We start from the raw sequence: 26,087 nt of genomic DNA, 5'->3' as shown, positions 1-26,087 counted from the left end.
TGGTGCTGGGTCAGTGCTGGTAGTGCCCAAAACTGGGACAGGAGCACACTGGCAACCAGGATTCCCAAAAGAATCAGGATTACGACAGGTCTAAGCAGTTTAGTGAAACCTTGGCCTAATTTTTTGCTCTTTGTCATGGGAGAACTGCTATATAGGAATCCTAAATCAATTGTGAGAATTTTTGATCTGAAGTTCCCTACTCCCTACTCCCTACTCCCTGTTCCCTTTGCTATAGACAACCAAGGTCGTCCTGAATCAGCGCGTCGCAGCATTCATCAGTTTACCATCAACTATCCGACTCTGTAGGAGATTCATACAGATCGGCTTTGCTCCGAGCAAAACTATGGGCAAGCTCAGAAGAGCAAAGATAATTGTTGATAACACGATTGGTGTCAGGAAAGATTTATCGAATGTAGATTGGTTCATGATTAAATGCTTACCTTAAACAAGTTCTAGTACTGGTCGTGAACTCAATGGCTAGGTAAAATTACAGGCCCCGTAGCAGGTATTTTCCTGCTTTTTGCTCCGTACACAAATAATCTACCGATCTGGCCAAGAGCAGTCGATAACTAAAAGTTAAGGAAAGTTATGGAGTTGCCCTCGGATTGGACTTAAATCAAACATGAGGTATACCCAATCCCTAACATAACGCAGAGGCGATCGCAAACCCCTGAGCTTCAAACTAGGACAAAACGCTGGCTATAAACCTACTGTTAAAAACCAATGAAAAGCAGACATGATGAGCGTTTTTATTTGGCATTTTTTATTTGGCATTTTTGAGTTTCAATGCCACACAGCGGTACTAGTCATTAAGTTCTACGTAGCTATCCTAAGGGAGTAATTGTGAACGGATCTACAATCCAAAAATTCATCTTGGCACCAGTATTCATTTCCACTACACTCTTTTGTATCTTCACCTTACCTGTAGCCATATTTGGTGAAGAGTCCCTCACCATCCGCATCCAAGATGAACTATTTTTCCATGGTAAGGTCAAGGATGCGGCGGCTCCTTACTTGGGACTAGCGATGTTAATCAGTTTGGGAGTAGGTATATCTAATGCTACTGTAGCTGGGTGGCAGGACTCTTCCCGGAAGTCAGCTACCATTGAGTCTGAGTTAGACACTATCGAGCAAGCTCTTCAGGAAAAGGAAAAGTTAATTCAACAACTACAAGTTTCAACATGCGAGCTGAACACACAGAAGCAACAGAAGCTAGATAATGTGGTTGCTTATCAAGAAGTAAAATTTGCTGATGCTGCCAGCGTACCGATGGCAAAGAAGGTTTCTGGGACCGTGGTCATGGAGAAACCGATAACAGTTATGGAACCGTTAATGGAACCGTTAGTAGTTACCCAGCAACCAGTGCTTGAAAACCTAGGGATATGATGGCAGCAGAGAAACGTAAAAGCTGCAATCTATCAGTTTGCCTCTGCTCAAACTTTCTTAGGCTACACCAAGGGATGCAGTCGGCCAAAGGGTGGAACCCCCATTCGCGATGGCATCAAGAATACTTCTGATGCTTCTGAACCATCCACAAGCATCAGAAATCCTCAAGTTCTGGTGAAAGAAATTGTGCTAGTTGAAGCACTCCAAAGTCAAAACCAAAACCTATCGGCTCAGCTAGAATCTCTCCAAACATCTCTAAAAGCAGCACCCCAAGTCTCTGAGCAAGCTAAAGTTGCAGCTTAGAGGATATCTGAAAAGTTTTTTGATACTGCATTTTGCCCCCCTAGCCCCCCAACTTTGGGGGGAACAAGAGTCAATTTGCTTCTAAAAGTCCCCCAAAATTGGGGGACCCACGGGGGCTTGGATGTAGCAAATTAGACTTCTCAGACAACCTCTTAGATAATAAGTAAGCATTCAGCTATCAGCTATCAGCTATTATCAGCTATTATCAGCTATTATCAGCTATTGACCAAGCTACGGAAACAGCTTTTTAATAAAAGAAGCTGACGGCTGACCACTGACGGCTGACCACTGACGGCACCTCAAGCAGGGTGCGCGTAGCGCATAGGCTGATGGCTGATGGCTAACAAGCTATCAGCAGAACTTTATAGGCGGTCTTTACTTTAAAAAGACCGCCTATGACTATAAGAAGCATGTGATGTTAATTACAGTTAATCACTTTTCAAGTCAGTTATTTTATGACAGTTAATTGTTAATTAGTAATTGGCAATTTTATTTTTAGATATAGCGTTGATCATACTGTTGTTCATGCTTATGAGGTAAATTCAATTTATTTCCCCCTACTCCCTACTCCCTACTCCCTGCTCCCTAAAACCCAGCATTTTGTACCTCACGACCTTGAAAATTGCTATATTAAACTTTGCTCAGAGGCATTTTCCCATCCTTAACCTCAAGCAGATGTGACCCAGAAGATTGCACTAGCTCAATTTCCAGACCTTCCCGCGCCATAATCGTATTAGAAAACTCCTTAACAGCCTGTTCTCCGATATGGTCCAAAACATCATCATTATGCAGGGGGTCATGATGGAAGATAACCAATTTTTTGGCATTAGCAGCTCGAGCAACATTAATAGCTTCCTGCCAGGTGGAATGTCCCCAACCCATTTTGCTTGATACCTCAGAGTAGTATTCTTCATTCGTGTAGGCAGCGTCGTAAATCATCACGTCCGCATGACGGGCCAGCCGCAGGACATTTTTATCTAAACCCTCTTCGAGATGTTCTGTGTCAGTGATGTAGGCAGCTGAATAGCCTCGCCAGTTAACTCGATAGCCAACGGCTTCACCAGGATGGTTCAAGGGCGCATTTTCTACCGTAATCTCACCAATCTTGACTGTTTCTCCGATCTCAAGGTTATAGAACTTCTTTTTCGATTGCATAATTTGCAAGGGAACTGGAAAATTTGGGTGGGTCATCTGATCAGTTAGACGATTCTCGATGGTCGCACCGTTAGGTGCGCAGGTGCCATAAATATGGAAACAATTCTTTTTAATAAAGGCAGGGGTAAAGAAAGGGAAACCCTGAATATGATCCCAATGAGAGTGGGTAAAAAATAGATGAGCTTCTACCGGCATCTCCTTGAGTAGAGACTGTCCCAAAACTCGCAACCCTGTGCCACCATCAAAAATTAGACGCTCATGACCAACTCGCATCTCTATACAAGGTGTGTTGCCTCCATACCGAACTGTTTCTGGTCCTGGACAGGCAATACTACCTCTGACGCCCCAAAAACGAATAGTGAATAAGTTGTGGGTATTAGACATAATTTTTCCTTGCAGGCTTTTGCAGTTAGTTCATCAGTGACGGCTGACTAAGAGGATGTCAGTGTATGGTAATCCAGGAAGGGGAAAAGGTAAAGCTAGAATAGTCAAGTACCCTTGGCCCAATTCCTATTTACCCTTAGCTTTGATAGCTAGAATTCAAGCACATTGCACAGGAGGCCTTAGCACAAGCGTCAGACTAATAATCACGAAGGATTTCACCTGGATTGTTACTGGTTAGAGGTGATTAGATGACTGAATTACCCTGTTGTGGTAGGGTGTATCCGTTATACAAAGTAGCTCAAGTTTACCAGTATAGTTCATCAATGCTGCTAGCAAGTACTTCTTATTCCTATGATTCCCAAAAGCGTAGCAATATTTACCTGAATGTGTTGTAGGTTACACAACCAAAGTATGTGATTTTGATCACATACTTGGCAGTGGTACCAGAGGAAAACTACACCTGACATAGATTCCCCCTCGGAGGTATGATCAACAGAAACCAGATTAATCACCAATGACCAATCAAAAGATAGTTGTCAAAGTCGGCACATCTAGTTTAACTCAACCAGCAACAGGTCAGTTGGCCCTATCTACCATTGCTGCCCTAGTGGAAACCCTGACTCGGCTGCGTTCTGAAGGTCATCAAGTGGTACTGGTTACCTCTGGCGCTGTGGGGATTGGCTGTGGGCGACTGGGGTTAACATCACGACCTAATACACTCCCTCTCAAACAAGCGATCGCAGCGGTTGGTCAAGGACGGCTGATGCGGATATATGATGACTTATTTAACAACCTCAACCAACCCATTGCTCAGATTCTCCTCAGCCGCCGAGATTTTGTACAGCGTAGTTGCTATGTTAATGCCTATGCTACCTTTCGGGAACTACTCCAGCTGGGGGTGATCCCAGTGGTGAATGAAAATGATACTGTTGCCGTAGATGAACTTAAATTTGGGGATAACGATACCCTTAGCGCCTTAGTAGCTAGTTTGATTGAATCGGATTGGTTGTTTTTACTAACTGATGTGGATAGACTTTACTCAGCAGACCCCCGTAAGGTACCGGATGCTGAACCGATTATTTCAGTCAATAGCATTGAGGAGTTAACTGAACTAGAGGTACAAGCTGATGACTCAGGCTCTGGTTGGGGCACTGGTGGGATGGTAACCAAAGTTGCTGCTGCCCGAATTGCTACTAATGCTGGGGTTAGAACTGTAATCACTGAAGGACGATGTCCGGATAACATTGAAAGAATTTTACAGGGAGAATCCCTGGGCACCCAGTTTGCCCCCCAAACTCAAACCAATAAAGCCCGCAAACACTGGATTGCTTACAGTTTAGTGCCAGCCGGGAAACTTTATCTTGATCATGGAGCGCTCAAGGCAGTTTATGATGGGGGCAAATCTCTCTTAGCAGCTGGTATCACTGCCATAGAAGGGGATTTTCGCTCCTCAGATGCGGTAGAGCTATGTGATAGCAATGGTAATGAAATTGCTAGGGGATTGGTGAATTACAACAGTAATGAATTACATAAGATTCGAGGTCATAAATCCGAACAAATCCTAACTATTTTGGGTTACAAGGGGGCAGAAACTGTGGTTCATCGGGATAATTTGGTACTGATGAATTAGGGAGTAGGGAGTAGGGAGTAGGGAGTAGGGAGTAGGGAGTAGGGAGTAGGGAGTAGGGAGTAGGGAATCGGGAATCGGGAATCGGGAATCGGGAATCGGGAATCGGGAAAAAATATTGTGTACCCGATAGCTATCATAAACCCTATATAGCGGTGTTTTGAGGATAGTTTTAATTCGTGGCTGCCTTTTTTGCTGATTCTACCCAACTATCAAAGAGTTCCTGGTTTTTATTCACCCATTCTTCGGCATGGCGGCGAATATCTTTTGGGCTACTTTCACCATCTTGTACCAGTTTTTGTTGAGCATTCACATCCTCAATCGGAACCGTAATCAACTCAAACAGGCGTTTGGCAGCTGGATTAGCTGCTAAAAATTTCTTGTTTGCCATCACCCGAACTTGATCGACAGCAAAACCGACATTTTTTCCGTCAACAGTAGTATCTTTTTCTGTTATATTTTCCTGTTCTTTAGGGAGTGAAAGAAAAGGAACCTCTAATCTAATGGTATCTTCTCCTGGCTTTAATACTGTCACTGACCAGTGGGGACTATAGCTATAAAATAAAATCGGTTGTCCTTGTTTATAGCGACCCAATGTGGCGGCCAAGAGCACATCATAGTTGCCTTGGTCATGTTCAACGGTATCGCGCAACTTGTAAGCATCCAGCTGATGTTCAATTACCAACTCACACCCCCAACCTGGATTACAACCAGTTAAGTTAGCTTTGCCATCTCCATCAGAGTCAAAAAGCTTGGCAATCTTGGGGTCTTTTAGTTGTCCCAAATTAGTAATTTTGTATTGTTCAGCAGTTTTTTTATCTATCTGATAGCTTTGCAAACCATCAGCAATAATTACCCCCACCTTTTCTAATTTTTGGTCACCACCGTTTTGTAAAAAGAATTTTTTGTGTATATTTTGCCAATGAACACTGTAGAAATCCACGTCTCCATTGCTGACAGAAATGTGTGCCAGGGGAATACTAAGTTGTTTTATTGCTGCAGGTTTATAACCAACTTTTTCCAATCCAATATTGATGATTTCGGAAACAAATAAGGCATAGGTGGAAACGGAGGATGCAGAACGGACCTTTACTCCTTTACCTGCTGTGGATTGACTCCCATTTGGGGTCTGTGCTTCACAGGCGATTAAACTGAGGCATAAAGCTGCTGCTAAGATAGCACAAATAAATTTATTGATTTTCCTGATGGTCATTTCTTTGATTCTATTTGATCAACCGCTATCGAGATGTTACAGCTAGATTTTCCATGAAATTCTGGTAAGGCGCAATGCTGACTACGGACCATAGGGTGGAATGGGCATGTTGGTGGCATGGGCATCTTGCCTGTTTCATTTCCGGGCGGGCATCCTGCCCACTCTACTGCTATTGATTCGCGCAGCGGGCATCCTGCCCACTCTACTGCTATTGATTAGACCTCTTGCAAAAGTATTTTTATGATAGTGTTTACGTCAATTATTGTCCACTTTTCCCTGTTCCCTGTTCCCGACAACTGCCGCGAAGTCTAATCAAGAAAATCATGCTTTCTCTGCGTGTCTTGCTTTCTGTTCCTGGAGTTTTGCCCACAACGCTTCTCGACCGGGTTTAGGGGGCATTGTTGCAATGCGAGCAAAGTGTTCTCGATTCCGCTCTTCCCAATACTGTCGGTTTTCCTGTTCCTCCTGCAAGATAGTTTCATACTCTGCTTCGACTTGGCTACGATTGTCTTCAATGTATGACAGCGCAGCGCTTACTTGTTCCTTACTTAGGTTAAGAACATCGCCAATAAACTTGGGTGGATACTGAGCCGTGACATAATCCATCACATCGTAGAGGGTGATGCGTGTTCCGGCAATGGTTAATCCCCATTCTGTGCGTATTACTATAGCTGTGTTTCTATTAGAAACTGGAGCCATATCCATCGCTTCCTTAAGGTATCTCTATTTTACGAAGTCTTGGGGGGCTGTGGTTACCTTGGTGCTCTACGCCAACCATTTGCGATCGCTTCTGACTCCGTGCAAAACCACCTTTCTCCCTTGGATGGATCGATAACTGTCGATTCATAATCTTCCATGGCTGGAAGATGATACAACTTTTTGCCTGTTTTAACGGAAATATTGCCTTTTATCATACATCCTGGCTTCGTAATAGATGTGATTGGTGAGGGAGAACGACTAGGACTGAACTCGATTGTAAACAGTGCCATAGCAGCTAAAATTACGAGACCAAGAACGGTTTCGAGTAAACTTCTTTTCCTCGGTTTTCTTTTAGTTGGCAAAGGTCGAGGTGCAACACCTTGAATGGAGGCTCTGGCAGCGCGTATTTTGCCATCGGGTTCAGCAACTTGCTCGTATAAAATCCTATCTCCAACCTTTGGGCGACGACTTGCTCCTTTCAAAGCACTGATATGTAAGAAAACGTCTTTACCACCATCATTGGGTTTGATGAAACCAAAGCCTCTATCGTCTTTCCAGGTTATCAGTTTTCCTTGATGTAGAACAGGTTTCATATAACAGTCTCATGATCATGTGCATCATCTTTGAGTTTTCCCAAATGCCACGTGCTTAAAGCATCCCCTCCTAGCCCGTGAACAAACACCACGTCTGCACTCGGCAATAAGTCCTGATGGCTTGAGATTTCAATCAAGCCCGTTAAATTACTCAACGATTAGCCTCCAGTTAATTATATAGCATTAACTAATAGATGCCTGAAACCCAATCTCGATTTAGTCTAACAAAAAAATAAAGGGAGTCGGGAGTCGGGAATCGGGAATCGGGAATCGGGAGTCGGGAGTCGGGAGCAAAAATTATCACAATTTATTACTTTATCGATTTAATATTTCCGTTGCTATCGATAAAAATACTCCAAAAAAACGCGATTGACCATAGGTCACGCTACGCGATCGCTAACTAATCTTTCCTATTTTTACTGTTACCTGTTACCTGTTTTTTGTTTTTTTTTATTACATAACCGTACATTTTATTTCAATACCTCCTCCGACAAAAACTATAAAAATCCTTGACACTATCATTCAGAATATTTATAATTATAGTTATAATTATAACAACTAATTGTTAACTATGTCCGACAACTTTTGCCCTAACCCAGAAAACAATCGTGAGGAGATAAATCCTAGTAATACACCTCAGTAACCTTCCCAAAAAAAATACCCGATTAAGCACATTTTGAAAGGCTCCCGCCAGGCAATAATCAACACCATGCATACCCTTTATGCACGGGGTTACGCCCAAATTGACGAGTGGAGCCCCCTTCAGCCAACTGACATTCCTGGCGAATTCATCACGGTAATGACGAAGTACTTAATGCTGGGTTAAGGGCTTAAATTTTGGGGGGGTTTCCCCCCCAAAGGCCAATCACATCGGATCACGTCCGGATGGGTTTACAAAGTTGAGACATAAGTAACAATTCCTAGCCGTGGAACATAGTTCTGCGGCTACTTTTTTTGGGGTTAGTAAGTTGAAGGTTAGTAAGTTGAAGGTTAGTAAGTTGAAGGTTAGTAAGTTGAAGGTTAGTAAGTTGAAGGTTAGATGGTTGAAGGTTAGTAAGTTGAAGGTTATTTGCTTGAAGGTTAGATGGTTGTTCGCCTTTGGCGTTCGAGTAGGGTAGGTTTAAGGTTATGATGTTGTAGGTTATTAACAGGCTCAGCTGATCAACACAAGACCTCTTGAGGTGATCAACAAGTGTTCTATTGTGATTAATCCTTGGTGGGCAGTGCCTAGCAACCCGATGGCAAGCACATCAATCTGTCTGTTGCACTGCCCACCCTACATCTACTTAATAAAATTCTCCCCATCTCCCCTACTCCCTACTCCCCATCTCCCCATCTCCCCATCTCCCCACACTTCCCCTATTCCCTATTCCCTGTTCCCTGTTCCCTGTTCCCGATTCCCTACTCCCTGTTCCCTGTTCCCTACTCCCTACTCCCTCCGATAACAACTTTCAAAAATGAGAAAATACATCACTACTTTATTGCTGTTGCTAACATTATCCTTTGCCTTTGCTCCTCCCGCTGTTGCTTTCTCCTACTGCCGCACTAAGAATAACAACCGGATTTGCATCCTTAGCATCAAGCGGAGTGCTAAGTATCTATGGGAATATCGAGCATCAGTTAGTGTTAATGGCGTTGCTACTCCTATAGAAATATATAATTGTCGCAATCGCATTAGAGTTAAGAAAGACAGAACTGTTGTACTATTTCAACACAATGGTCCAGGGGAACTTATCTGTAGTATTTTGAAAAAATAGTTATAGGAAAGGGAATCGGGAATCGGGAATCGGAAATCGGGAATCGGGAATTGGGAATCGGGAACAGGGAACAGTGATAATAGTTGACTATTTCAGTACTGAAATTGATTGTTATAGTAGTCGAAGGAAAGGTTAAGATATCTTTCGACTCCCTACTCCCTACTCCCTACTCCCTACTCCCTACTCCCTTAGCTAATCAAAATTGCAATTTATATCTAACTTGTACCTCATTAAACACGTAGTCGTAACTCAATTCAACTGAGGAAGTTTCGCCCAAATCATAAACGGCATCGAAGGTTGGGTAAACCTGTAAATCAGCTAAACCGATGGATCTCCCGACATTACTGACTTTTTCTTCAACAGTAAATAAAATATCTTTGATAATTGGTCGAAGAACATACTGAGTAATCACTAACTCAGCTATTTCTCGTTCGTTGCTGTTAGCGATAGTTTCAAATTGGGTAATAAAACTGTTACCGAGCAGAGCGATAATTCCACTTTCACTCCGGGGAGGAGTACTGGTTAAGGTGACAATGGGAGAAAATAGAAACGCCTTGTCTTCACTATTAGCTATAGCTTCGCCATAAACACATTCAGCAAGCTGTTGGAATTGTTGCCGAGACAAGATGGTTGTTTTTGAACCAAGTTTAGCTAGTCCACTATCTTGTCCACTAGTAACAATTTGTTGATCAGCACAATAATCTTTCTCTCCTCCTAGGGCAAGGATTTGACTAGTTTGACCTTTGATGGCGAGGGTTATCTTCACTTGGTCGGGTCGAGAAGAACGCAAGACATTTTCAAGGATTTCGTTATCAATCCGTCTTTGACGTAAGGCACCAGAAGGCTCAAACGCTATGGTGTTAAACTTAAGATCTAAATTGGGATTGAGTAATCCCTGTTCTGGTACAAATACAATGGTGTTATTGTACCGCCTGTCTGCAACAAATTCGGTTTCTAATACATCAACTTCCCCACGTCCTAGCTTAATTGTTCCCAATCCTTTTAAGTTTTGGAGATTGCCATTGATAGGACCGTTGAGGGTTAAATCACCAGCTAGTCGAAAATCATATAGGGGAAACTGTTGGACTCTTAACTCATTTACCAAATTTACCTGAAAGTTATTTAACCTAGGCACAAACAGATTATTGATTCTACTACGTACTAATGAGGGAGTCTGATTAGACCTATTCTTAACAGTTTTTTCGTCACTTGTTTGGGTTTTGGTTTCCTGTATTTTGGGGATAAAAGCTTGCCCATTGTCTAAGTTAATGTTTCCTCCAATAACTGGACGCAATGCTGAACCAGTAATCACGACATTACCGGCTACTCCCCCTTCATATAGCCCTGCTAACTTTAGGTTATCTTTAGGAATTTTCAGGGTTAGGGGATTGGAGTAATTTGTTGTATTCGACGCTATCCTATTTGACACTATCGGCAATTTCCCAGACAGGGAGAATCCAATCCCTGCTAGGTCACCTTCGAGAGTTTTTTGACCTTCTTTATCTGGATAGTTTACTACTTCCAAGCGTTGCTGATCTAACTTAACCTTGCCTACAACATTGAGAGTAAAGTCATCCTCCAGGAGCTTGGTTTTGATAGTACCATTCTGGATATTAACCTCAGATGTTCCTGATAAGTCTTTAATTTTGATACTATCTGCTAACTCCAAACGTCCACTAACATCCAGTTCTATATCAGCTGTTCTATCCTCTCCATTCACCCATGCCACTTGTTCTTGAGTCACTACACTAAGGAGTGCCATGGCTGGAGTTGCCAGCTTGAGGTTGATATCTATGCGATCGCTATTGGGTTTGGGGGGAAAGGGGACGTTACCAGACAGTTGTAGATAATCTGGTTTGTTGGTATCAAAGTCAAGACGAGAATCAACATAGTCGAAAGTCACCTCAATATCATCTAGAGAGGTATCATTGACAGTGCCATCTACAACAGCGACTTGGCCATTGGTAACTTCGGGATTGGTGAGACTACCCCCCAGCTCGCCTTTGGCATTTAAGTTACCTGCAATCTCAAAGGGAATAGTGACAAAATTGCTTGCTAAGTTGCTAACGGTCTCTAGAGATAAATTCTGGAGGAGGAAGTCTCCTGAGTTGGTTTCTTGGGCAAGCTTTCCTTGAAATGCTAAGACTGTTTCGCCCAATTCCATTCGGGCTGGCTGCACAGTAATTAGACCTTGGTCGTAACTTCCTTTAGCAACCAATTGGTTGATCACAATAACTTGATTGGGGGAATTAGCATACCACTGCCAGTTGTTGCCCTCGACATTAAAATTGACTTTAGGATTAGTCAAGATACCAGCAACAGCAATTTCCCCAGTATACTTACCTCGAATATCAAAATTAGTGAGGAGTGTATTAGGATCGAATTGGTTAGCGACAGCGTCGTCTTGGGCATTAATTTTAGCAAACCGTTGTAGGAGAGTAGCTAGGGAGCCTGCTGGTATAGTAGGGAATGGTCGTAATTGGTCAGCTTTGCCAGATTTATTGTTGCCAATGTTATCACTAGAGGAATTAGTAGTAGAGGAATTAGTAGTTTGGAATCTTTGGACGATGTCGATAATATCAACACGTTTGACAATAGTCAGGATGTCTTCAATATAGGCTTCTGGAATAGTAAGCTTGCCGTTTATTTCTTGAGACTTGAGATTAAATCGACCATTTTTGAATAAATATCGACTGTTACCCAAGATTAAAGCAGCTGATGCGATCTGGGCAATGTCATCTTGATAGGAGAAGTTAGCACTAACTTGTTTAGCGTTGATTTCTCCTACAGCAAGTTGCTTAATGTCGATAGTATTACGACCAGAAGTTTCTAGGGTGAAAAGATTCAGGTTTGCTTGCCCTGTTACGTCACCTTCTAATCTACCGGGAATACCATAGTTTAAACCAGGAGTGAGATTAAGGATAGCTAGGGATAAATTCTTGATCTGAGCCCTTAAGTTATCTCCCCGGCGTACTCCTGTGATCAGAATCGGGAATTTTGACCCTTTTCCCTGTTGGAGTGTAAAGGATGCGGGCAGGTAGGGAGCAAGACAGTCTTCTCTAGTACAGGGTTGGAGGCGAGTTGCGATCGCATCTTTCTTTCCTCGTAAATCTATGGCTAATTCTTGTCCTGGCGCAACGGTTACTGGCCCAGCTAACACTGGCTCAAAGGTTAAGTCGTTAACCTTCAAATTCGATAGCTGTAGATTCCCCGTCAGATTCAAATTCCCAGGTAGAAAGGGGGCTGAGAGTAAATTTTTTCCTTGGATGCGACCGTTCAAGTCAGCTTGACCGTTGACCTGAATTTGATACCCTGGGGAAATTTGCTCCAAAGGTAACCGACTCAATAGCAGGTTATAGGGTAATCTACTGAGATCAGAATCAACCTCTAGGTTTAGATCAGTGCCCATCTCCCATGGCATCTGACTAGGATTAGTTTTGGTGAGATGGGACAGTAGGATTACTCCTTTAGCATTAAAGGATTGTTTTGGCAACTGTAGCGATAAAGTATTTGCTTTGATGGTAGCAATAGCACCAGGATTGAGCAAGGGATTGAGGTTTCCGGATAAATTCAGTTGACTGTTCAGCGGTCCTAGCTCTAGTTTTTGGTTACCCAGCTGCGGTAATAACTGACTAACCAGTAAGGAGGAATCAAGATTAGTAGTATTGATGGCAGCTTGCCATAGACCGTTGCTGAGGGTGCTATTTAGGTTAAGTTTGCCTTGGGCTATTACTCCGTTAAGGTCTGCTTGTAGGTCAGTCTGATTCAGTAGAGTTGGGGGGTCTAGGGTGTTAAGTCGGCTCTTTAACTTAACTTTCCCCCCGATTTGGGTATCGATAGAGTTTGGAAAGTTAGCCAAGGCCATTTGGGATGCGATTTCCCCTACATCCAAGCTGTTTGCGATCGCATCCGCAGTCAGCACCCCAGAGCTTAACTGACCGATAGCATTAACGTCACCACCACCTACACCTAGGTTTCCATCAAAGCTAGCCTGAATTGGCTTGAGTAGGTCGAGGTTAAATGACGAGCCGAAAGCCAGTAGAGACTCTAAAGAACTAGAAAGCTTAGCGTTACCTGACTTGAGAGCTATCGGTAGAGTTAGATTAGGAATACTATTACTCAAGTTAATTTGACCAGCTAATGCATTAACATCTAGATTTCCTGAATTTAACTGGCCTTTCGCCTTAACTTGACCATCAGCCACCCCTAAGTTTCCCTGAAAATTGGCCTTAATAGTATTGAGGCTGTTGAAGTCCTGATTCAAGCCAGAAGCGAGCAGAGATGCCAGGCTTCCGGAAAGATTAAGCTGACCTGACTGTAGCGCTACTGGTATGGTCAAATTAGGAACTAAGGGATTGAGCTTAATTTGACCAGCTAATGCATTGACATCTAGATTTCCTGAATTTAACTGGCCTTTCGCCTTAACTTGACCATCAGCCACCCCTAAGTTTCCCTGAAAATTGGCCTTAATAGTATTGAGGCTGTTGAAGTCCTGATTCAAGACAGAGGCTAGCAGAGATGCCAGGGTTACGGAAAGATTAAGTTGACCTGACTGTAACGCTACTGGTATAGCCAAGGTGGGAACTAGGGGATTGAGCTTAATTTGACCAGCTAATGCATTAACATCCAGATTCCCTGAATTTAACTGACCTGTCGCATTCACCTTACCCCCACCCACCCCGAGCAACCCATTAAAATTGCCATCGATAGTATTCATCAGGCTATTGAGGTTGGGAGTTGAGCTAGAGGAGAGCAGAGACTCCAGGGAACCAGAAAGGTTGATTTTGCCAGAATCTAAACCAATCGGTAAACCCAACTTGGGCACTACCTTATTCAGTTGAATTTTAGAGGCTCTGGCCTCCAATTCCACCATGCCTCGATTTACCTGACCTGTAGCCTTAACCTTACCCCCTTCTACCCCCACCTGCATATCTCCGGTTGCCTCAATAGATTTAGGAGAAAAGGATTTGAGACTACCAGAGAGGTTGATTTTACCTGTGGTCAACTGTCCCGACAGGGGTAAGAAGGGGTCTAGAGGCACAGCGTTAGCCACTACAGTAGCTTCCCACTTACTGGTTTTAAGGTTTCCTGTACCCGTGGCAGTAATTGTCCCTTTACCGACCTTGACCTGGGTGTTACGCAGCAAAATATTCTGATTGAGCAACAGGAGTTCTCCAGCACCAGAAACCCCGATATCCTTTGAAGATGAAGTGGATAGGGCTGGTGCTTCCCAAATTAGACTCCCTTGGGGGTTTTGAGTGTTTCCTCTAATGGTAGCTTGGGCGTTAAGCTTGCCCAGGGTAATCTGAGATGGCAGCTTATAGGGAGATGCAATCGCATCCACCGGAAGGGCAGCGATAAAATCGAACGCTAGGGGCATTCCCTGAGGTTTAGTTTCCCCTTGCTGGTCACTAGCCAGTCTTACTTGACCACGCCCAGTAATTTTCCCACCGGCCTCAGGTCTTACTAAGAAATCCGTCAAGACCACTTGGGAAAAATTCCCAGCGAAGTCAGCCTGAATCTGAGCCAACTTAACCTTGTCGATAGTGGTCACTTTAGTATTCCTTAGTTTGCCAGTCACCTCTGGCATGTCAATCGGACCGGTAATCGATAAGTCTGCTGCCATTTCCCCATCTACTGGCACTGGGGATTTCACCGGAACAGTTTTCAGCAGTTTCGCCAAGCTAAAGGGCGTGACCTCAACATTCAGGTCAAACCCTTTTTTCCAACCAACTTCACCAGATACCAACGCCTCAAGTGCGCCATAACTCCCCTGAGTTTTTTCCAAGCGCACCAGGTCTCCCTGGAAGCGCAGTCTAGCGCTAGCCTTCACCGGTTCCTTCAACGGGTTGACTTGCACCTGAATCCCTTTAAATTCCGCCTTACCCTTAACATCAGGGATTTCCTTCACCGAAGGCAGGGAAATATTCAGTTTGGCATCTAATTCACCAGATTGGAGATTAGCTGGGATATTGGGAATAACCGCTTTGATTAATGGCATCAGCTCCGCCAATGCCAAGTTTTGGACGTTGACCCTAGCTTGAGTTTGCCCAGTTGTCAGCAATGTGTTTCCCTTCAGTTTGGTCTTACCCTCAGCAATAGCCGTTGTGATGTTATACCTGAGACGCTTATTGTTGTCGGATAACCCAGCAGTAGCATCAAGTCTGACTTTGAATGGATTAGTCTGACCATAGGGTAAGAGGGCAATTTTACCATTCCAAACCCGCACCTTAGCATCAAAATCAATCGGAGGAGAGAAGGAATTATCGAAATTCAAGTCTTTTAAATTAATCCATTCCCCATTCGCCTCTTGTTGGGCATACACATCCACATGTACCAAGTTAATGGTGACAGGCAAAGGGCGTTTTAGAAGCAAAGGCAAGGGATTAAAACCTACTTTGATCTTTTTGATAGCCACATGGTCAGGGTCAGTGGTGGTAGCTGGGATAGAGGATGCTCCCAACTCTAGGCTAGTCAGGTATAGGGCTTTCAGTTGTCCAACCCGTACATCTCGCTGGATAACCTTACTCAGTTCAGTTTCAATCCAGCCAGGTAAGTTTTGGTATAGCCACATCCTGACCCCAAAATATCCCACCAGACCAATGGTCAGGGAGATCATGGCAAAGGTAATAGTAGAGGGGCGTTTTCCCCATTGCAGTACAGTGGCTACAGCACTCCGGCTTTGATTTCCCTTTGGTTCAGGGGGAGGATTTTGGGAAGGCTTGGTCATATCCGAATATCAGGATGATTAGAGGATTTGCTGAAAATTATTCCAGATCAGCTGCAATATATTCCGGAAATTGACTGATACAGGGTAGCTAAAATTTTATAGGAATCTGAAGATAGGGTGATCGGCTAATGGGGAGAATTTATGATGGGTTAATCGGGTTTTTGAGCTGCTAGCCCTGAAACGCTACTATAAATTTAAATACAGAAACGCAAGACCATGCGATCGCGCTTAGTGCCCAGTAGTACCCTTAGGGATTAGGTAAGCTATCAGCTATCAGCTATCAGCTATCAGCTATCAGCTATCAGCTATCAGCTATCAGCTATCAGCTATCAGCTAATGGGTCACAGGCTAGAAGCCTGTGCCACGCTACTAGATCGGTACTTTTGAATAAAATAACCTGACGGCTGACGGCTGACGGCTGACGGGATTAGTTTGACGTACTACTGATGATTGGGTTCCTCGAAGTTCACTCTCGTCGAGTACACAACATCTTAAACTTGGGTAAATCGAATCGGTAGATAGTGTCCGGTCAAACACATCTCAATTTGAAAAAGTTTTTTCTAGGAGGATATGAATGACATCCTATGCAGCCTCTTCTGCTAGAGCAGAAATGAGTGAACTCCGACGACTAAAAACGTTACTACCACCAGAGCTACAAAGCTGGGTGATGGTGGAAGGGTCCACAGAAGTCAATCCCCCCTTGGTTCGTTGTGAAGAACTGGGTTCAGACGAGGTGGAAATTCAAATTGACCTAACTAAATGGGAGCAGCTCGCCCTTGACCAGCGTAACCTCCTGTTTTGGCATGAAGTTGCCCGGATTCAAAATGACACAATTCCTAAAGAAGGCTGGGAAATGGCAGCCCTAGCCATTGGTTTAGGGGGTGCTGTCGGGGAACTGTGGGTACAAGATGGCTTACTGCTGCTGTTGGCCTTAGCCCTATGCGGAGTCTCAGGTTGGCGACTGTATCAAAAAAACAATGGGGAGAAAAACCTCAAATATGCCATCGAAGCTGACGAAAAAGCGATCGCACTTGCCACTCGCTTCGGCTATACCCTACCCAATGCCTACAAGAGTCTAGGCAGTGCCTTGAAAACCTTAATTGAAATTACCCCTAGTCGTCGTCTACGGCGCAGATACGAAGACCGGCTCTCTGCTCTCAAACGCAGTGCTGCTAAAGCCAAAGCCCAAGCCAAAGCCAAGCGAGAAGGCACAACAATGTAGTGTGATGTCTAGGCAAGACTTAACTGTTGGTTGATGGTTGATGGTTGATGGTTGATGGTTAACTGTTGATTGTTAACTGTTGTTTGTTCACCTTCAACCAAATAACCTTCAACCCAAATAACCTACCCAAAGGGAACGCCAAAGGCGAACAACATTTTAGAATTAAGAATTAAGAATTAAGAATTTAGAATTCTACATTCTGCATTCTTCATTCTACATTCTGCATTCTGACAAACAACCTACCCAAAGGGAACCCCAAAGGCGAACAACCTTCAACCCCATAACCTACCCAAAGGGAACGCCAAAGGCGAACAACCTTCAACCAAATAACCTTCAACCAAAGAATTTTCAACCAAATAACCTTCAACCAAATAACCTTCAACCAAATAACCTTTAACCAAATAACCTTTAACCAAATAACCTTCAACAAACCCCTAAAGCTGACCGATCATTTTATGGGTCTGAGGGAGCACCCGTACCTGCTTAAGAAAAAGCTTCATTAAAGCCTGCCAAGCCAGAACCTGCTCCGGAGTAGGAGCAACTATTGGTTGCCCAGACCCCTCCACCGGAGTCACTGGTTGCAGAAATACTGGAATTTCCGGGCTAACCGCTGCTACCAAATCGGCAGATTGTTCCAACTCCGTGGGGTCAGTGTGGCAATCAATAATTAACTTGACAAATACCTCCACTGATGAATTGTGGCACAGCTTGAGAAATTCCTTGTGAGCAGCCCATCTGTTCTCTCCACTCACACTGGGCAACTTGATATCCATACCCACTGAGTCCAAATAGGGCAAAACCATTGCCATCTCTTGAGGACGATGACCGCCAGTTTCTAGGTAAATGGGCAATCCAGTTAACTGTCGTAGCTCAGGCAGAAATTCCACCAGAAAAGGAGTATGAAGTAAAGGTTCACCCCCAGTCAAGCTAATGCTATCGTGCAATCGATGTTTATTTTGTCTGTCAACCCATTTCAGTAGCGATCGCAAGGGGACTGGATTTGGATAAGTTTCAAAATCACGCTTACCGGGAGTATGTTCCACCTGGCATTGAGGAGGGACAGCCCAGGTATGGAAACTGTCACAGAAATGACATCTTAGATCACATAGGGCAAACCGGATAAAGATCTGACGAGTGCCAACATTTAGCCCTTCTCCTTGAATCGCAGAAAAAACTTCGATCAGGCGGGCAGTTGCTTGATTCCCACAGAGCATATTCACATTTTAAAAGATTTCATGATATATGACTAAATTTTTGCAGAATCGTAGGGTTCTAGGACAAAATAATGGTCAATACTATAGGTTAGAATCTAGCGGTTTTTTTTCTATGATGGTTGATTCAGTCAATAGCAACAATTTCCAGGTAGTGTTCTCACAAGATACTCCCGTGGTGGAATTACCCACTCGTGTCAGTGTACTAGAAGCTGTGGAGTTTAAGCAACTATTCCAGCAGCTTCTCCAAAAAATACCTCTGCCTGAAACAATCATATTTGATTTTCACCAGACTAATTTTATCGATAGCAGTGGTATCGGTGCATTAGTGAGTAATCACAAAAGTGCCCTAGAGCAAGGGGTTAAAACGTTGCTTAAAAATGTCACTCCCCAAGTCATGTCTGTATTGGTCATAACAGGACTAGACCAAAGGTTAGCTATAGAACCATCAGAGAATATTACCACACTAAGCACCAACAAATCAGTAAATCACTTACCAACAACCCATCCCTCCGTTAGATCTCCGGTGAAGCGATTAATCGATATTGTGGGTGCAATCTTGGGTTTGGGAATTACTGCTATTTTGTTTATTCCCATTGCCCTTGCGATTAAGCTAGATAGCCCTGGTCCGATTTTTTTTGGTCAAATCCGTTGTGGTTGGATGGGAAAGCGGTTTCGGATCTGGAAATTTCGCTCCATGTGTGCTAACGCTGAACAGCTAAAAGAGAAAGTTAACAATCAAGCTGATGGCAAAGTTTTTAAGAATGAGAATGACCCCAGAATCACCAGAGTGGGCCATTTTTTACGGAAAACCAGCTTGGATGAACTGCCTCAGTTCTGGAATGTTCTGAAAGGGGAGATGAGTTTAGTAGGTACAAGACCACCAACACTCAATGAAGTAGAAATCTATGAAGTGCCGGAGTGGCAACGTTTAAACGTAAAACCGGGTATCACTGGTGAGTGGCAGGTGAATGGACGCTCAAAAATCCGTAGTTTTGAGGATATCATTGAAATGGACTTAAAATACCAACATCACTGGAGCTTAGCCCATGATATCAGACTGATCTTCAAAACTATCCTGGTGGTGGTTCGTAAAGATGGAATGTAGTTTTATGGTTAGATGAGTTTGGACCAATCACCTTCGCCCCTAGTGGCGAAGGTGATGGCAATTGATCAGATGCCAGCCTAGCTTACCTTAGAATCGAAAACTATTTTTTAAGAAACTATCACAATAGACCTCTTGCCAAAGTATTTTTCTGATGCTGTCTTTCTCAATTCTTGTCCGCTGATCCGAAGTTACCTTGTCCGAAGTTCCCGACAACTGCCGCCAAGTGTAATGCCATAGACCGTGTAAACACCAGAATTTTTAAAAGTACCATCAAATTCGATCAATTTAGGCTAATATAGTGGTTCCCACTAGACCGATCTGCATCGACATGATCATCGTAACCTCCGTGTTGCAGAAGAGTCATTGTTGTTTTTATCTTACAAAATAGTGGTGCTTATTAATAAAACCTGGAAACTCAGTCGGTTAATGTGCAATGGCAAACCGCTTCGAGAATCTCGTCTAATGGTCCAAACAGACTTGAGTGAAGTCAAAGATGTATTACAGTGGTTTGAGGAATTCACTTCTGACCTACTGCCTCAGCAATTTTGGCAGCAGTGTCAAATTGCTTTGGTGGAAGGCTTTACTAATGTAGTACGCCATGCTCATCGACATTTACCTAAAACTACAGTAATAGAGCTGGAGCTAAAGTTATTTACTGATGGATTAGAAATGCGGCTTTGGGACTATGGACAGCCTTTTGATTTCCAATCCAAGCTGGAATCCCTCTACCAAGAGGACTATGACCCTTTAGAAAAAGAAGGAGGTAGAGGGTTGATGTTTATGAATCAGCTGACAGACGAAGTTTCCTACCAACGTCTGTCTGACCAACGTAATTGTCTACTAATGCGTAAATGGTGCTAGATTTCCGCTGCGGCGCGTTCAATTAAGCTACGCGCCAGACTTTGAATGCCAGTGTGTTCGTAATAGTTAGTAGACATATCCAGAAAAGCGGCCAGATAGTCTAACTTGTCATCAGAAAACTCAATAAAACTTTGCAAGTTATTAGCGATTTGTTCTGGGGTCACACCTCGGTCAGTAACGAAATCACTCATCCATCCTTTCACCGATTCAAAGCTTTCACCAATAAAGCTGAGCTTGCTCTGGGAATCATCCCCAGGAATCGCATCCTGGATCCCTTTGAAACTCCCACTGTCTTCCAACTCGTTGGGAGTTAGACGCTCTAGAGTTGACTGTACTCCCATGATAAAGTCAGGACCAAGGGGAATCAGGCCATCAAAACAAACCAGCGCTGCCATACGCATTATAGATGCGCCACCATAGTCACCTAAGGCAGCCACAAAGTCACCAATGCTATCTCCAGGCAGACCATTAATTTGGCAAAAGCCGATCAATTCCCCTACCACTTTGATCGACAGATCAATGGTTTGGGCTTTGTCAGCTTTCGGAGTCAAGCTGTTCAAGAAACCCAACAAGGGAATTTTTTCACCAACCTTGTTCGCTAAAGCTGCTGCCCCCAACGCCGTACCAGTGCTATCAATGGTTTGGTAAATCCACAGCGCTCGTTGGTAGCCCTGGGAGCGGTCATTGAACAGATAGACGGCGCGATCGCCAATTTCCTGAATTACCTCTTCGTCTTCTTCACCAGTGATCCCACGAATGGTATTTTCAAATCCCACTAAATTTTCCCACTCTCCAGGCACAACAAAGTCTAGAGACTTCAGCGCCGAGATGGTCATATTCTTCGTTGGCAGATCATCAACGATTTCATAAATTGGTTTGCTCACACTCAGACTCCTTTACAATCTGATACCTTCGAGTCATTAGTCTTTGGTTATTAGTCCTTGGTTATTAGTCCTGAGTGACCAACACCGAGTCTGATCGTAGCTACTGATGGTAGTTACTGATAACTAATGACTGATGACTAATGACCTACTTACTTGTAATTCTTGTGATTCTTGTGATTGAGGATGGTTATTCCCCATTCACCTTTTTCCTTGTAGCATTTTATTTACTTAAGTCGGGAAAGACCACTCAGGTTAAATTTTGCTAACCAGGCTTTGCGATCGCTAGCAGTAAACGACGGATTTCGGGATTGGATCTTTACCTGGTAGCGCTTACCGACCAAAATAGCGGTTTGAGTTGAACCAATTTCCCGGGCTGGATAACCAGCAATGGTTTGACCACTTTGCTGATATTTGGCAGCAGTGGTAGGAGTGCTGCTGGTATCAGAAATTGAGAGCACTGCCACCTCAGTGCCATTTTTCTTCAACTTGGCTTGAGCAAAGCCTTTTTTCTCCTGGGTATAGACTCGTTGATAACCGCCCCCTGATGGTGGGAAAAACTTGTTGAATTGAGACCCTTGAGTGGCATTCTTGGCAACAGCCTGACCACTTCTAGCCTGGCTGCTGGCCTGTTGTGCCTGGTCAAAACGAGAGGGGGCTTTTTGAGCGCAGGATGTTACCAGCAATAATATGCTGAGTAACATGGTCGCTAAAATTGTCTTTACACGAGACATGGTCATCGTTTTCTCCTTGAATGATGTATGCTGCTTACTTAGCGAGACTATCTAGGGGAAACCTTACCAGAGCTATCTACAGGTGCGACCCGTGGCGAATTTAATTCTTAATGGGGAAAGCGCACCTAACAAAGATTTCCCAAGTGCCCCATGGCTTCGTCAAATACGTGACCATTGACACTCCCCGGCCTGTTCGCGTAGCGTCGGGCAAAGCCCGAAAGGCGCGGGGATTCCTAGATCAACGAGTCACCTTAAACCGTTGTGTTCCAATCTTTGACTCCGCCAAAAATTAGACAATATCTAAACCAAAAACCCGTCAAGACCAAGTTTCTAGTCAGCTCACAACAGACCCAGCGGGCAATTCTCGCGATTGCGTTTGACTACTTAATAGGAAGTGCCTTAAAAAGTCCGTTTCTCTTCCTTTTCGTCGGGTTCCGGTGTGCCCCACCGTACCGTGTTATCTTAAAGCGTGATTTTTGCTGGGTTCACACACCAACGGTTAATTGATGATTGGGTTTTTAAGGAGGACTTTCCCTACCCTCCGAGCATTACTTCTTCTAGGTCGATAAGTTACGGGTCTCTCTCCCGGCTCAGCCTACGGTTTTTCAGCCTGTACTCATGTTTTAATTATACCCTGGCGCTAGATAAGTGTCAACTAAAAGCCGTCCTAGAAGGACGGGGCTTTAAACCCAGAATTTTTGGTAACAATATCCCACTCTCGGCCTAAAACCACTACCTCCTTCTGGTGTTGAGCAACTGGTCACAACATTCTGCCAAGGTGTACTCGCTGCTTTGTAGACGAAGTCCAAAGCTGAAACACCTGCCAAAGCCATCCTAGAAAATTGTAGTCAATACTCTGCAAAATGGGGAATAGGGAATAGGGAATAGGGAGTAGGGAATAGGGAGTAGGGAATAGGGAGTAGGGAATAGGGAGTAGGGAGCAGGGAACAGCGGATCTCGGAATAGTTAAAAAATTATGTGTACCTCATAGCTATGAACAACGCTATACAATTCGACGCAGCTTGGAAAGGAGATTACTTATTTTTTGTAAATCTACTTTGTCGATTGCATAATGAATTTTAATGAACATATTTATATCATGTCGGGATAATTACCCTTAATAAAAATCTCCCCATCTCCCCATCTCCCCATCTCCCCATCTCCCCATCTCCCCATCTCCCCATCTCCCCATTTCCCCATCTCCCCATCTCCCATCTCCCCATCTCCCCACCCTCCCTCTAATTATGGGTATTCAACCTGACTTGATATTACTTCCTTTGCCATCCGTAAAAATTCTGAAATAAAAAAAATTATTTCTTGAAATTAGCGGGATTGCACCCATGAAAAAACAGTGATTTTTTCGATATTAATAGAAGTATTGGTAAATCCAATTATCAGTTAATTTCAAAAACTAGTTATAGCTCGGTAATCAGACGCTAATTACCAATTACTAATTACCAATTACTAATTACCAATTACTAATTACCAAAAGGGAGGATTTATTAGTTGCAGCCATAATCAGAATTGGCATAAAGATTCTTGCTGTAGCTCTTCAAGACGCTTTAGTAATGCACAATAATGATATTTTGGTCAAGGGAGTTTATGTTAAATTTTGTTACAAAAACTGTCATTCAGGCGTAAAATATGGAATTGAAGCCGAATAAATAGTTATAGGGTTAAAATCCCTGATTGGGCATTTTGCACCACCAACCTGACTTGACAATGGTCGTGAGTTCTCAGTGCTAAAGCCAATAAATCATCAATACACAAATTTGGTGAGTCTACACCCGGCTGGCAACATCTACTACAGATTATGCGAATCCTAATATATTCTTACAACTATCATCCAGAGCCAATTGGGATTGCCCCATTGATGACTGAACTAGCAGAAGGGTTGGTCAAAAGAGGCCATGATGTTCGGGTCATTACTGCCATGCCCAACTATCCTCAACGTCAAATTTATGAGGGATATCGAGGGAAATTGTATCTTACCGAACACATCAACGGTGTGATTGTAGATCGCTGTTATGTGCGGATTCGCCCGAAACCCAATTTGATCGACCGATTATTGCTAGAGGCCAGCTTTGTTGCTAGCAGCTTCCTCAAGGCTCTGAGTTCTCCTCGCCCTGATATCATTATTTTAACTAGTCCACCACTGCTAGTTTCCCTACCAGCGGCGGTTTTGGGGTGGATACACCGAACGCCAGTAATTCTAAATCTCCAAGACATTTTGCCAGAAGCTGCTATTAAAGTAGGCTTACTGAGCAACCAAGCTCTAATCCGTGCATTAGAGGTTGTAGAAAGGTTTGCTTACCGCACAGTCACCAAAATCAGTGTTATTGCTGATGGCTTTGCCAATAACCTGCGCAGCAAGGGTGTGCCAAGCTCTAAAATTGTCAAGATTCCCAATTGGGTTGATGTTAATTTCATCCGTCCCTTACCAAAAGAAAACAACTCCTTTCGCACTGCCCATCACCTTAATGGTAAGTTCGTTATACTCTACTCCGGTAATATTGCCCTCACTCAAGGTTTAGAAACTCTGATTAAGGCAGCATCTAGGGTGCGTCACGTTCGAGATATTGTGATTGTGATCGTCGGAGAACAGAAAGCCTTAGGGCGACTAAAGCAGTGCTGTAAGACTTGGGAAGCCAATAATGTTAAGCTGATACCATTTCAACCTCGGGAAAAACTACCGGAAATGCTAGGAGCAGCGGATGTGGGCTTGGTCATACAAAAGCACAATGTAATTTCTTTCAATATGCCCTCCAAAATCCAAGTACTGCTAGCTAGTGGTCGCCCCATCCTAGCTTCTGTTCCTGCTAATGGTACCGCTGCCAGAGCTATCAAAAAAAGCGGCGGTGGCATCGTTGTTCCCCCAGAGGATCCAGAAACTCTAGCAGCAACAATCCTAGAGTTGTATAAGGATCCGGCAAGAGTTACATTACTGGGCAACAGAAGTAGACAACATGCTCTTCAATATTATTCCTTCGATCAAGCTCTCAACCGTTACGAAGAACTCTTTTCTGAGATTAACAATCAGCGGTTAATGGCAGCGGTTCAGAAGTCTTGATCAATCCTTTTTACTGATAAGGGAGCAGGGAGTAGGGAGTAGGGAGTAGGGAGCAGGCAAGAGGAACCCACCCCTAACCCCTCCCAGGAGGGGAAGGCAAGAGGCAAGAGGGAAAAAATCTTGTTTACCAAAAATTTTGGGTTTAAAGCCCCGTCCTTCTAGGACGGCTTTCTTTTTAAGTTAAAACTTGACAGTTTTCGCACTGCGTGTTATTATAAAAATCTCAACAAAAAACCAAAAACTAGATAAATACTATCTAATGATAAGTAGACAACGTAAAAAATATGTATCAGATACATATTGCGTAATTTGGTCTAACGACTTAAATTTCTATGAAAAAAAAATTAGAGAAAAAAAGTATTTATCTATATGTAAAAAAAAGGTAAGGTACGGTGGGGCACACCGAAACCTAGATCTATAAGATCTAAACTCTTATGGAGAATTGTCCTCTACCTTTTCTGGTTCCGACCTGGTTTGGCAAGACAGCTCGTTGAAGTAAGAATCCCCGTCCTTATAGGACGGGGAGTGTCAACTTATGAGGTAAACAAGTTGTGGATGTTAGGGAATAAGGAATAGCGATGCAGTGCTACTCCCGACTCCCGACTCGGGAGTCGGGGTAACTATGTGGAATGCACCTCATAAGTATGGAAAAGGCTATATCATAGTTATCAATTGCTGGAAATTACGACTACAGATCAATTTCATCTAGCTATCTCCCCATCTCCTCATCTGCCCATCTCCCCACACTTGCTACACTTCCCAGACTTCCCACACTCCCCCCTCTCTTTCCCTATTCCCTGTTCCCTGTTCCCTAACATCCCCCGACGCAGTACCTAACCCAATTGAGAACTGCTATAAAAACTATGACTCGAAATGCGTACGCACTCAATCCAACAATTCCTCCTCTGGAAAACGGTGACAGGCTGACTCAAGCTGAGTTTGAGCGTCGCTATGATGCCATGGCCGTTGAAGGTTGAAGGTTGAAGGTTGAAGGTTGAAGGTTTAAGATTTAAGGTTTAAGGTTTAAGGTTATACCAATTCTTAGCACTCACACGATTAAACATCAATTTCATCTGGCTATCTCCCCATTTCCCCACACTTCCCACACTTCCCCTGCTCCCGACTCCCGACTCCCGACTCCCGACTCCCGACA

23 protein-coding genes and 1 pseudogene are annotated in these 26,087 nt (G+C 43.7%); 13 read left to right on the top strand and 11 right to left on the bottom strand.

Features of this window, described 5'->3' with window-relative positions:
* The first annotated feature begins 171 nt into the window (after positions 1-171).
* The 3 genes from F6J94_RS10070 (at position 172) to F6J94_RS10060 (ending at position 1,689) form a co-directional block, all read left to right on the top strand.
* Complete coding sequence (locus F6J94_RS10070) at positions 172-306, top strand: hypothetical protein (RefSeq protein WP_293025878.1); 135 nt, start codon at positions 172-174, stop codon at positions 304-306.
* Positions 307-843: 537 nt separating this feature from the next.
* Positions 844-1,386: a hypothetical protein gene (locus F6J94_RS10065; protein ID WP_293039574.1), complete on the top strand. Its 543-nt coding sequence runs from the start codon at positions 844-846 to the stop codon at positions 1,384-1,386.
* A gap of 174 nt (positions 1,387-1,560) precedes the next feature.
* Complete coding sequence (locus tag F6J94_RS10060; protein WP_293025882.1) at positions 1,561-1,689, top strand: hypothetical protein; 129 nt, start codon at positions 1,561-1,563, stop codon at positions 1,687-1,689.
* A 630-nt stretch (positions 1,690-2,319) separates the two neighbouring features.
* Here the strand turns inward: F6J94_RS10060 and F6J94_RS10055 are convergent.
* Positions 2,320-3,228: an MBL fold metallo-hydrolase gene (locus tag F6J94_RS10055; RefSeq protein ID WP_293039572.1), complete on the bottom strand. Its 909-nt coding sequence runs from the start codon at positions 3,226-3,228 to the stop codon at positions 2,320-2,322.
* A gap of 514 nt (positions 3,229-3,742) precedes the next feature.
* Here F6J94_RS10055 and proB point away from each other — a divergent pair.
* Positions 3,743-4,858, top strand: a complete 1,116-nt coding sequence (gene proB / locus F6J94_RS10050; RefSeq protein ID WP_293039570.1) for a glutamate 5-kinase — start codon at positions 3,743-3,745, stop codon at positions 4,856-4,858.
* Here the strand turns inward: proB and F6J94_RS10045 are convergent.
* The 4 genes from F6J94_RS10045 to F6J94_RS10030 form a co-directional block, all read right to left on the bottom strand.
* Positions 4,855-4,995 carry a hypothetical protein gene (locus F6J94_RS10045; RefSeq protein WP_293039568.1) on the bottom strand — a complete coding sequence of 47 codons (141 nt, stop codon included), beginning with the start codon at positions 4,993-4,995 and terminating at the stop codon, positions 4,855-4,857. The two genes, proB and F6J94_RS10045, sit on opposite strands and share 4 nt — an antisense overlap.
* Positions 4,996-5,027: 32 nt before the next feature.
* On the bottom strand, positions 5,028-6,068 hold the full coding sequence (gene proX, locus F6J94_RS10040; protein WP_293039566.1) for a glycine betaine/L-proline ABC transporter substrate-binding protein ProX: 1,041 nt from the start codon (positions 6,066-6,068) through the stop codon (positions 5,028-5,030).
* A 321-nt stretch (positions 6,069-6,389) separates the two neighbouring features.
* Complete coding sequence (locus F6J94_RS10035; protein ID WP_293039564.1) at positions 6,390-6,767, bottom strand: DUF433 domain-containing protein; 378 nt, start codon at positions 6,765-6,767, stop codon at positions 6,390-6,392.
* A gap of 53 nt (positions 6,768-6,820) precedes the next feature.
* Positions 6,821-7,360: a cold shock domain-containing protein gene (locus F6J94_RS10030; protein ID WP_293039563.1), complete on the bottom strand. Its 540-nt coding sequence runs from the start codon at positions 7,358-7,360 to the stop codon at positions 6,821-6,823.
* A 571-nt stretch (positions 7,361-7,931) separates the two neighbouring features.
* Here F6J94_RS10030 and F6J94_RS10025 point away from each other — a divergent pair.
* From F6J94_RS10025 to F6J94_RS10010, 4 genes and pseudogenes are all read left to right on the top strand, one after another.
* Positions 7,932-8,186: pseudogene (locus F6J94_RS10025) on the top strand (hypothetical protein).
* 355 nt (positions 8,187-8,541) lie between these two features.
* Complete coding sequence (locus tag F6J94_RS10020) at positions 8,542-8,805, top strand: hypothetical protein (protein ID WP_293039561.1); 264 nt, start codon at positions 8,542-8,544, stop codon at positions 8,803-8,805.
* 12 nt (positions 8,806-8,817) lie between these two features.
* Positions 8,818-9,117 carry a hypothetical protein gene (locus F6J94_RS10015; protein WP_293025898.1) on the top strand — a complete coding sequence of 100 codons (300 nt, stop codon included), beginning with the start codon at positions 8,818-8,820 and terminating at the stop codon, positions 9,115-9,117.
* A gap of 83 nt (positions 9,118-9,200) precedes the next feature.
* Positions 9,201-9,359 (top strand): hypothetical protein, encoded by a 159-nt coding sequence (locus F6J94_RS10010; protein ID WP_293025900.1) that lies wholly within the window; start codon positions 9,201-9,203, stop codon positions 9,357-9,359.
* On the opposite strand, the gene F6J94_RS10005 is transcribed toward F6J94_RS10010, so the two are convergent.
* Positions 9,314-15,847 carry a translocation/assembly module TamB domain-containing protein gene (locus tag F6J94_RS10005; RefSeq protein WP_293039559.1) on the bottom strand — a complete coding sequence of 2,178 codons (6,534 nt, stop codon included), beginning with the start codon at positions 15,845-15,847 and terminating at the stop codon, positions 9,314-9,316. The genes F6J94_RS10010 and F6J94_RS10005 overlap by 46 nt on opposite strands.
* Positions 15,848-16,421: 574 nt before the next feature.
* Between F6J94_RS10005 and F6J94_RS10000 the strand changes: the two genes are divergently transcribed.
* Positions 16,422-17,069 carry a DUF3318 domain-containing protein gene (locus F6J94_RS10000; protein WP_070393511.1) on the top strand — a complete coding sequence of 216 codons (648 nt, stop codon included), beginning with the start codon at positions 16,422-16,424 and terminating at the stop codon, positions 17,067-17,069.
* A gap of 434 nt (positions 17,070-17,503) precedes the next feature.
* Here F6J94_RS10000 and F6J94_RS09995 read toward each other — a convergent pair whose 3' ends face one another.
* Entirely contained in the window at positions 17,504-18,283 is a 780-nt protein-coding gene (locus tag F6J94_RS09995) for a 7-carboxy-7-deazaguanine synthase QueE (protein ID WP_293025906.1), read from the bottom strand.
* 115 nt (positions 18,284-18,398) lie between these two features.
* Between F6J94_RS09995 and F6J94_RS09990 the strand changes: the two genes are divergently transcribed.
* Together F6J94_RS09990 and F6J94_RS09985 are read left to right on the top strand one after the other, a co-directional pair.
* A complete protein-coding gene (locus F6J94_RS09990) occupies positions 18,399-19,388 on the top strand; it encodes a sugar transferase (protein ID WP_293025914.1) in 990 nt (329 codons plus the stop codon).
* A 390-nt stretch (positions 19,389-19,778) separates the two neighbouring features.
* On the top strand, positions 19,779-20,249 hold the full coding sequence (locus F6J94_RS09985) for an ATP-binding protein (RefSeq protein WP_365940245.1): 471 nt from the start codon (positions 19,779-19,781) through the stop codon (positions 20,247-20,249).
* On the opposite strand, the gene F6J94_RS09980 is transcribed toward F6J94_RS09985, so the two are convergent.
* The 3 genes from F6J94_RS09980 to F6J94_RS09970 form a co-directional block, all read right to left on the bottom strand.
* Complete coding sequence (locus tag F6J94_RS09980) at positions 20,246-21,133, bottom strand: hypothetical protein (protein ID WP_293025908.1); 888 nt, start codon at positions 21,131-21,133, stop codon at positions 20,246-20,248. The two genes, F6J94_RS09985 and F6J94_RS09980, sit on opposite strands and share 4 nt — an antisense overlap.
* Before the next feature lie 224 nt (positions 21,134-21,357).
* Positions 21,358-21,870, bottom strand: coding sequence for a hypothetical protein (locus F6J94_RS09975; RefSeq protein WP_293025910.1), 513 nt, complete (start codon positions 21,868-21,870; stop codon positions 21,358-21,360).
* 1,091 nt (positions 21,871-22,961) lie between these two features.
* Positions 22,962-23,087 (bottom strand): hypothetical protein, encoded by a 126-nt coding sequence (locus tag F6J94_RS09970; RefSeq protein WP_293025913.1) that lies wholly within the window; start codon positions 23,085-23,087, stop codon positions 22,962-22,964.
* A gap of 590 nt (positions 23,088-23,677) precedes the next feature.
* Between F6J94_RS09970 and F6J94_RS09965 the strand changes: the two genes are divergently transcribed.
* The gene (locus F6J94_RS09965; protein ID WP_293039556.1) at positions 23,678-24,934 is read left to right on the top strand and encodes a glycosyltransferase family 4 protein; all 1,257 of its coding nucleotides are present in this window, start codon (positions 23,678-23,680) and stop codon (positions 24,932-24,934) included.
* Here the strand turns inward: F6J94_RS09965 and F6J94_RS09960 are convergent.
* Entirely contained in the window at positions 24,922-25,065 is a 144-nt protein-coding gene (locus F6J94_RS09960) for a hypothetical protein (RefSeq protein WP_293039555.1), read from the bottom strand. The genes F6J94_RS09965 and F6J94_RS09960 overlap by 13 nt on opposite strands.
* A 541-nt stretch (positions 25,066-25,606) precedes the next feature.
* Between F6J94_RS09960 and F6J94_RS09955 the strand changes: the two genes are divergently transcribed.
* Positions 25,607-25,771 (top strand): hypothetical protein, encoded by a 165-nt coding sequence (locus tag F6J94_RS09955; RefSeq protein WP_293039553.1) that lies wholly within the window; start codon positions 25,607-25,609, stop codon positions 25,769-25,771.
* Positions 25,772-26,087 lie beyond the last annotated feature (316 nt).

Source organism: Moorena sp. SIO1F2 (genome assembly GCF_010672755.1).
In the GTDB taxonomy this organism is placed as follows: Bacteria; Cyanobacteriota; Cyanobacteriia; order Cyanobacteriales; family Coleofasciculaceae; genus Moorena.
This window is presented reverse-complemented; position numbering and strand designations above follow the sequence as displayed.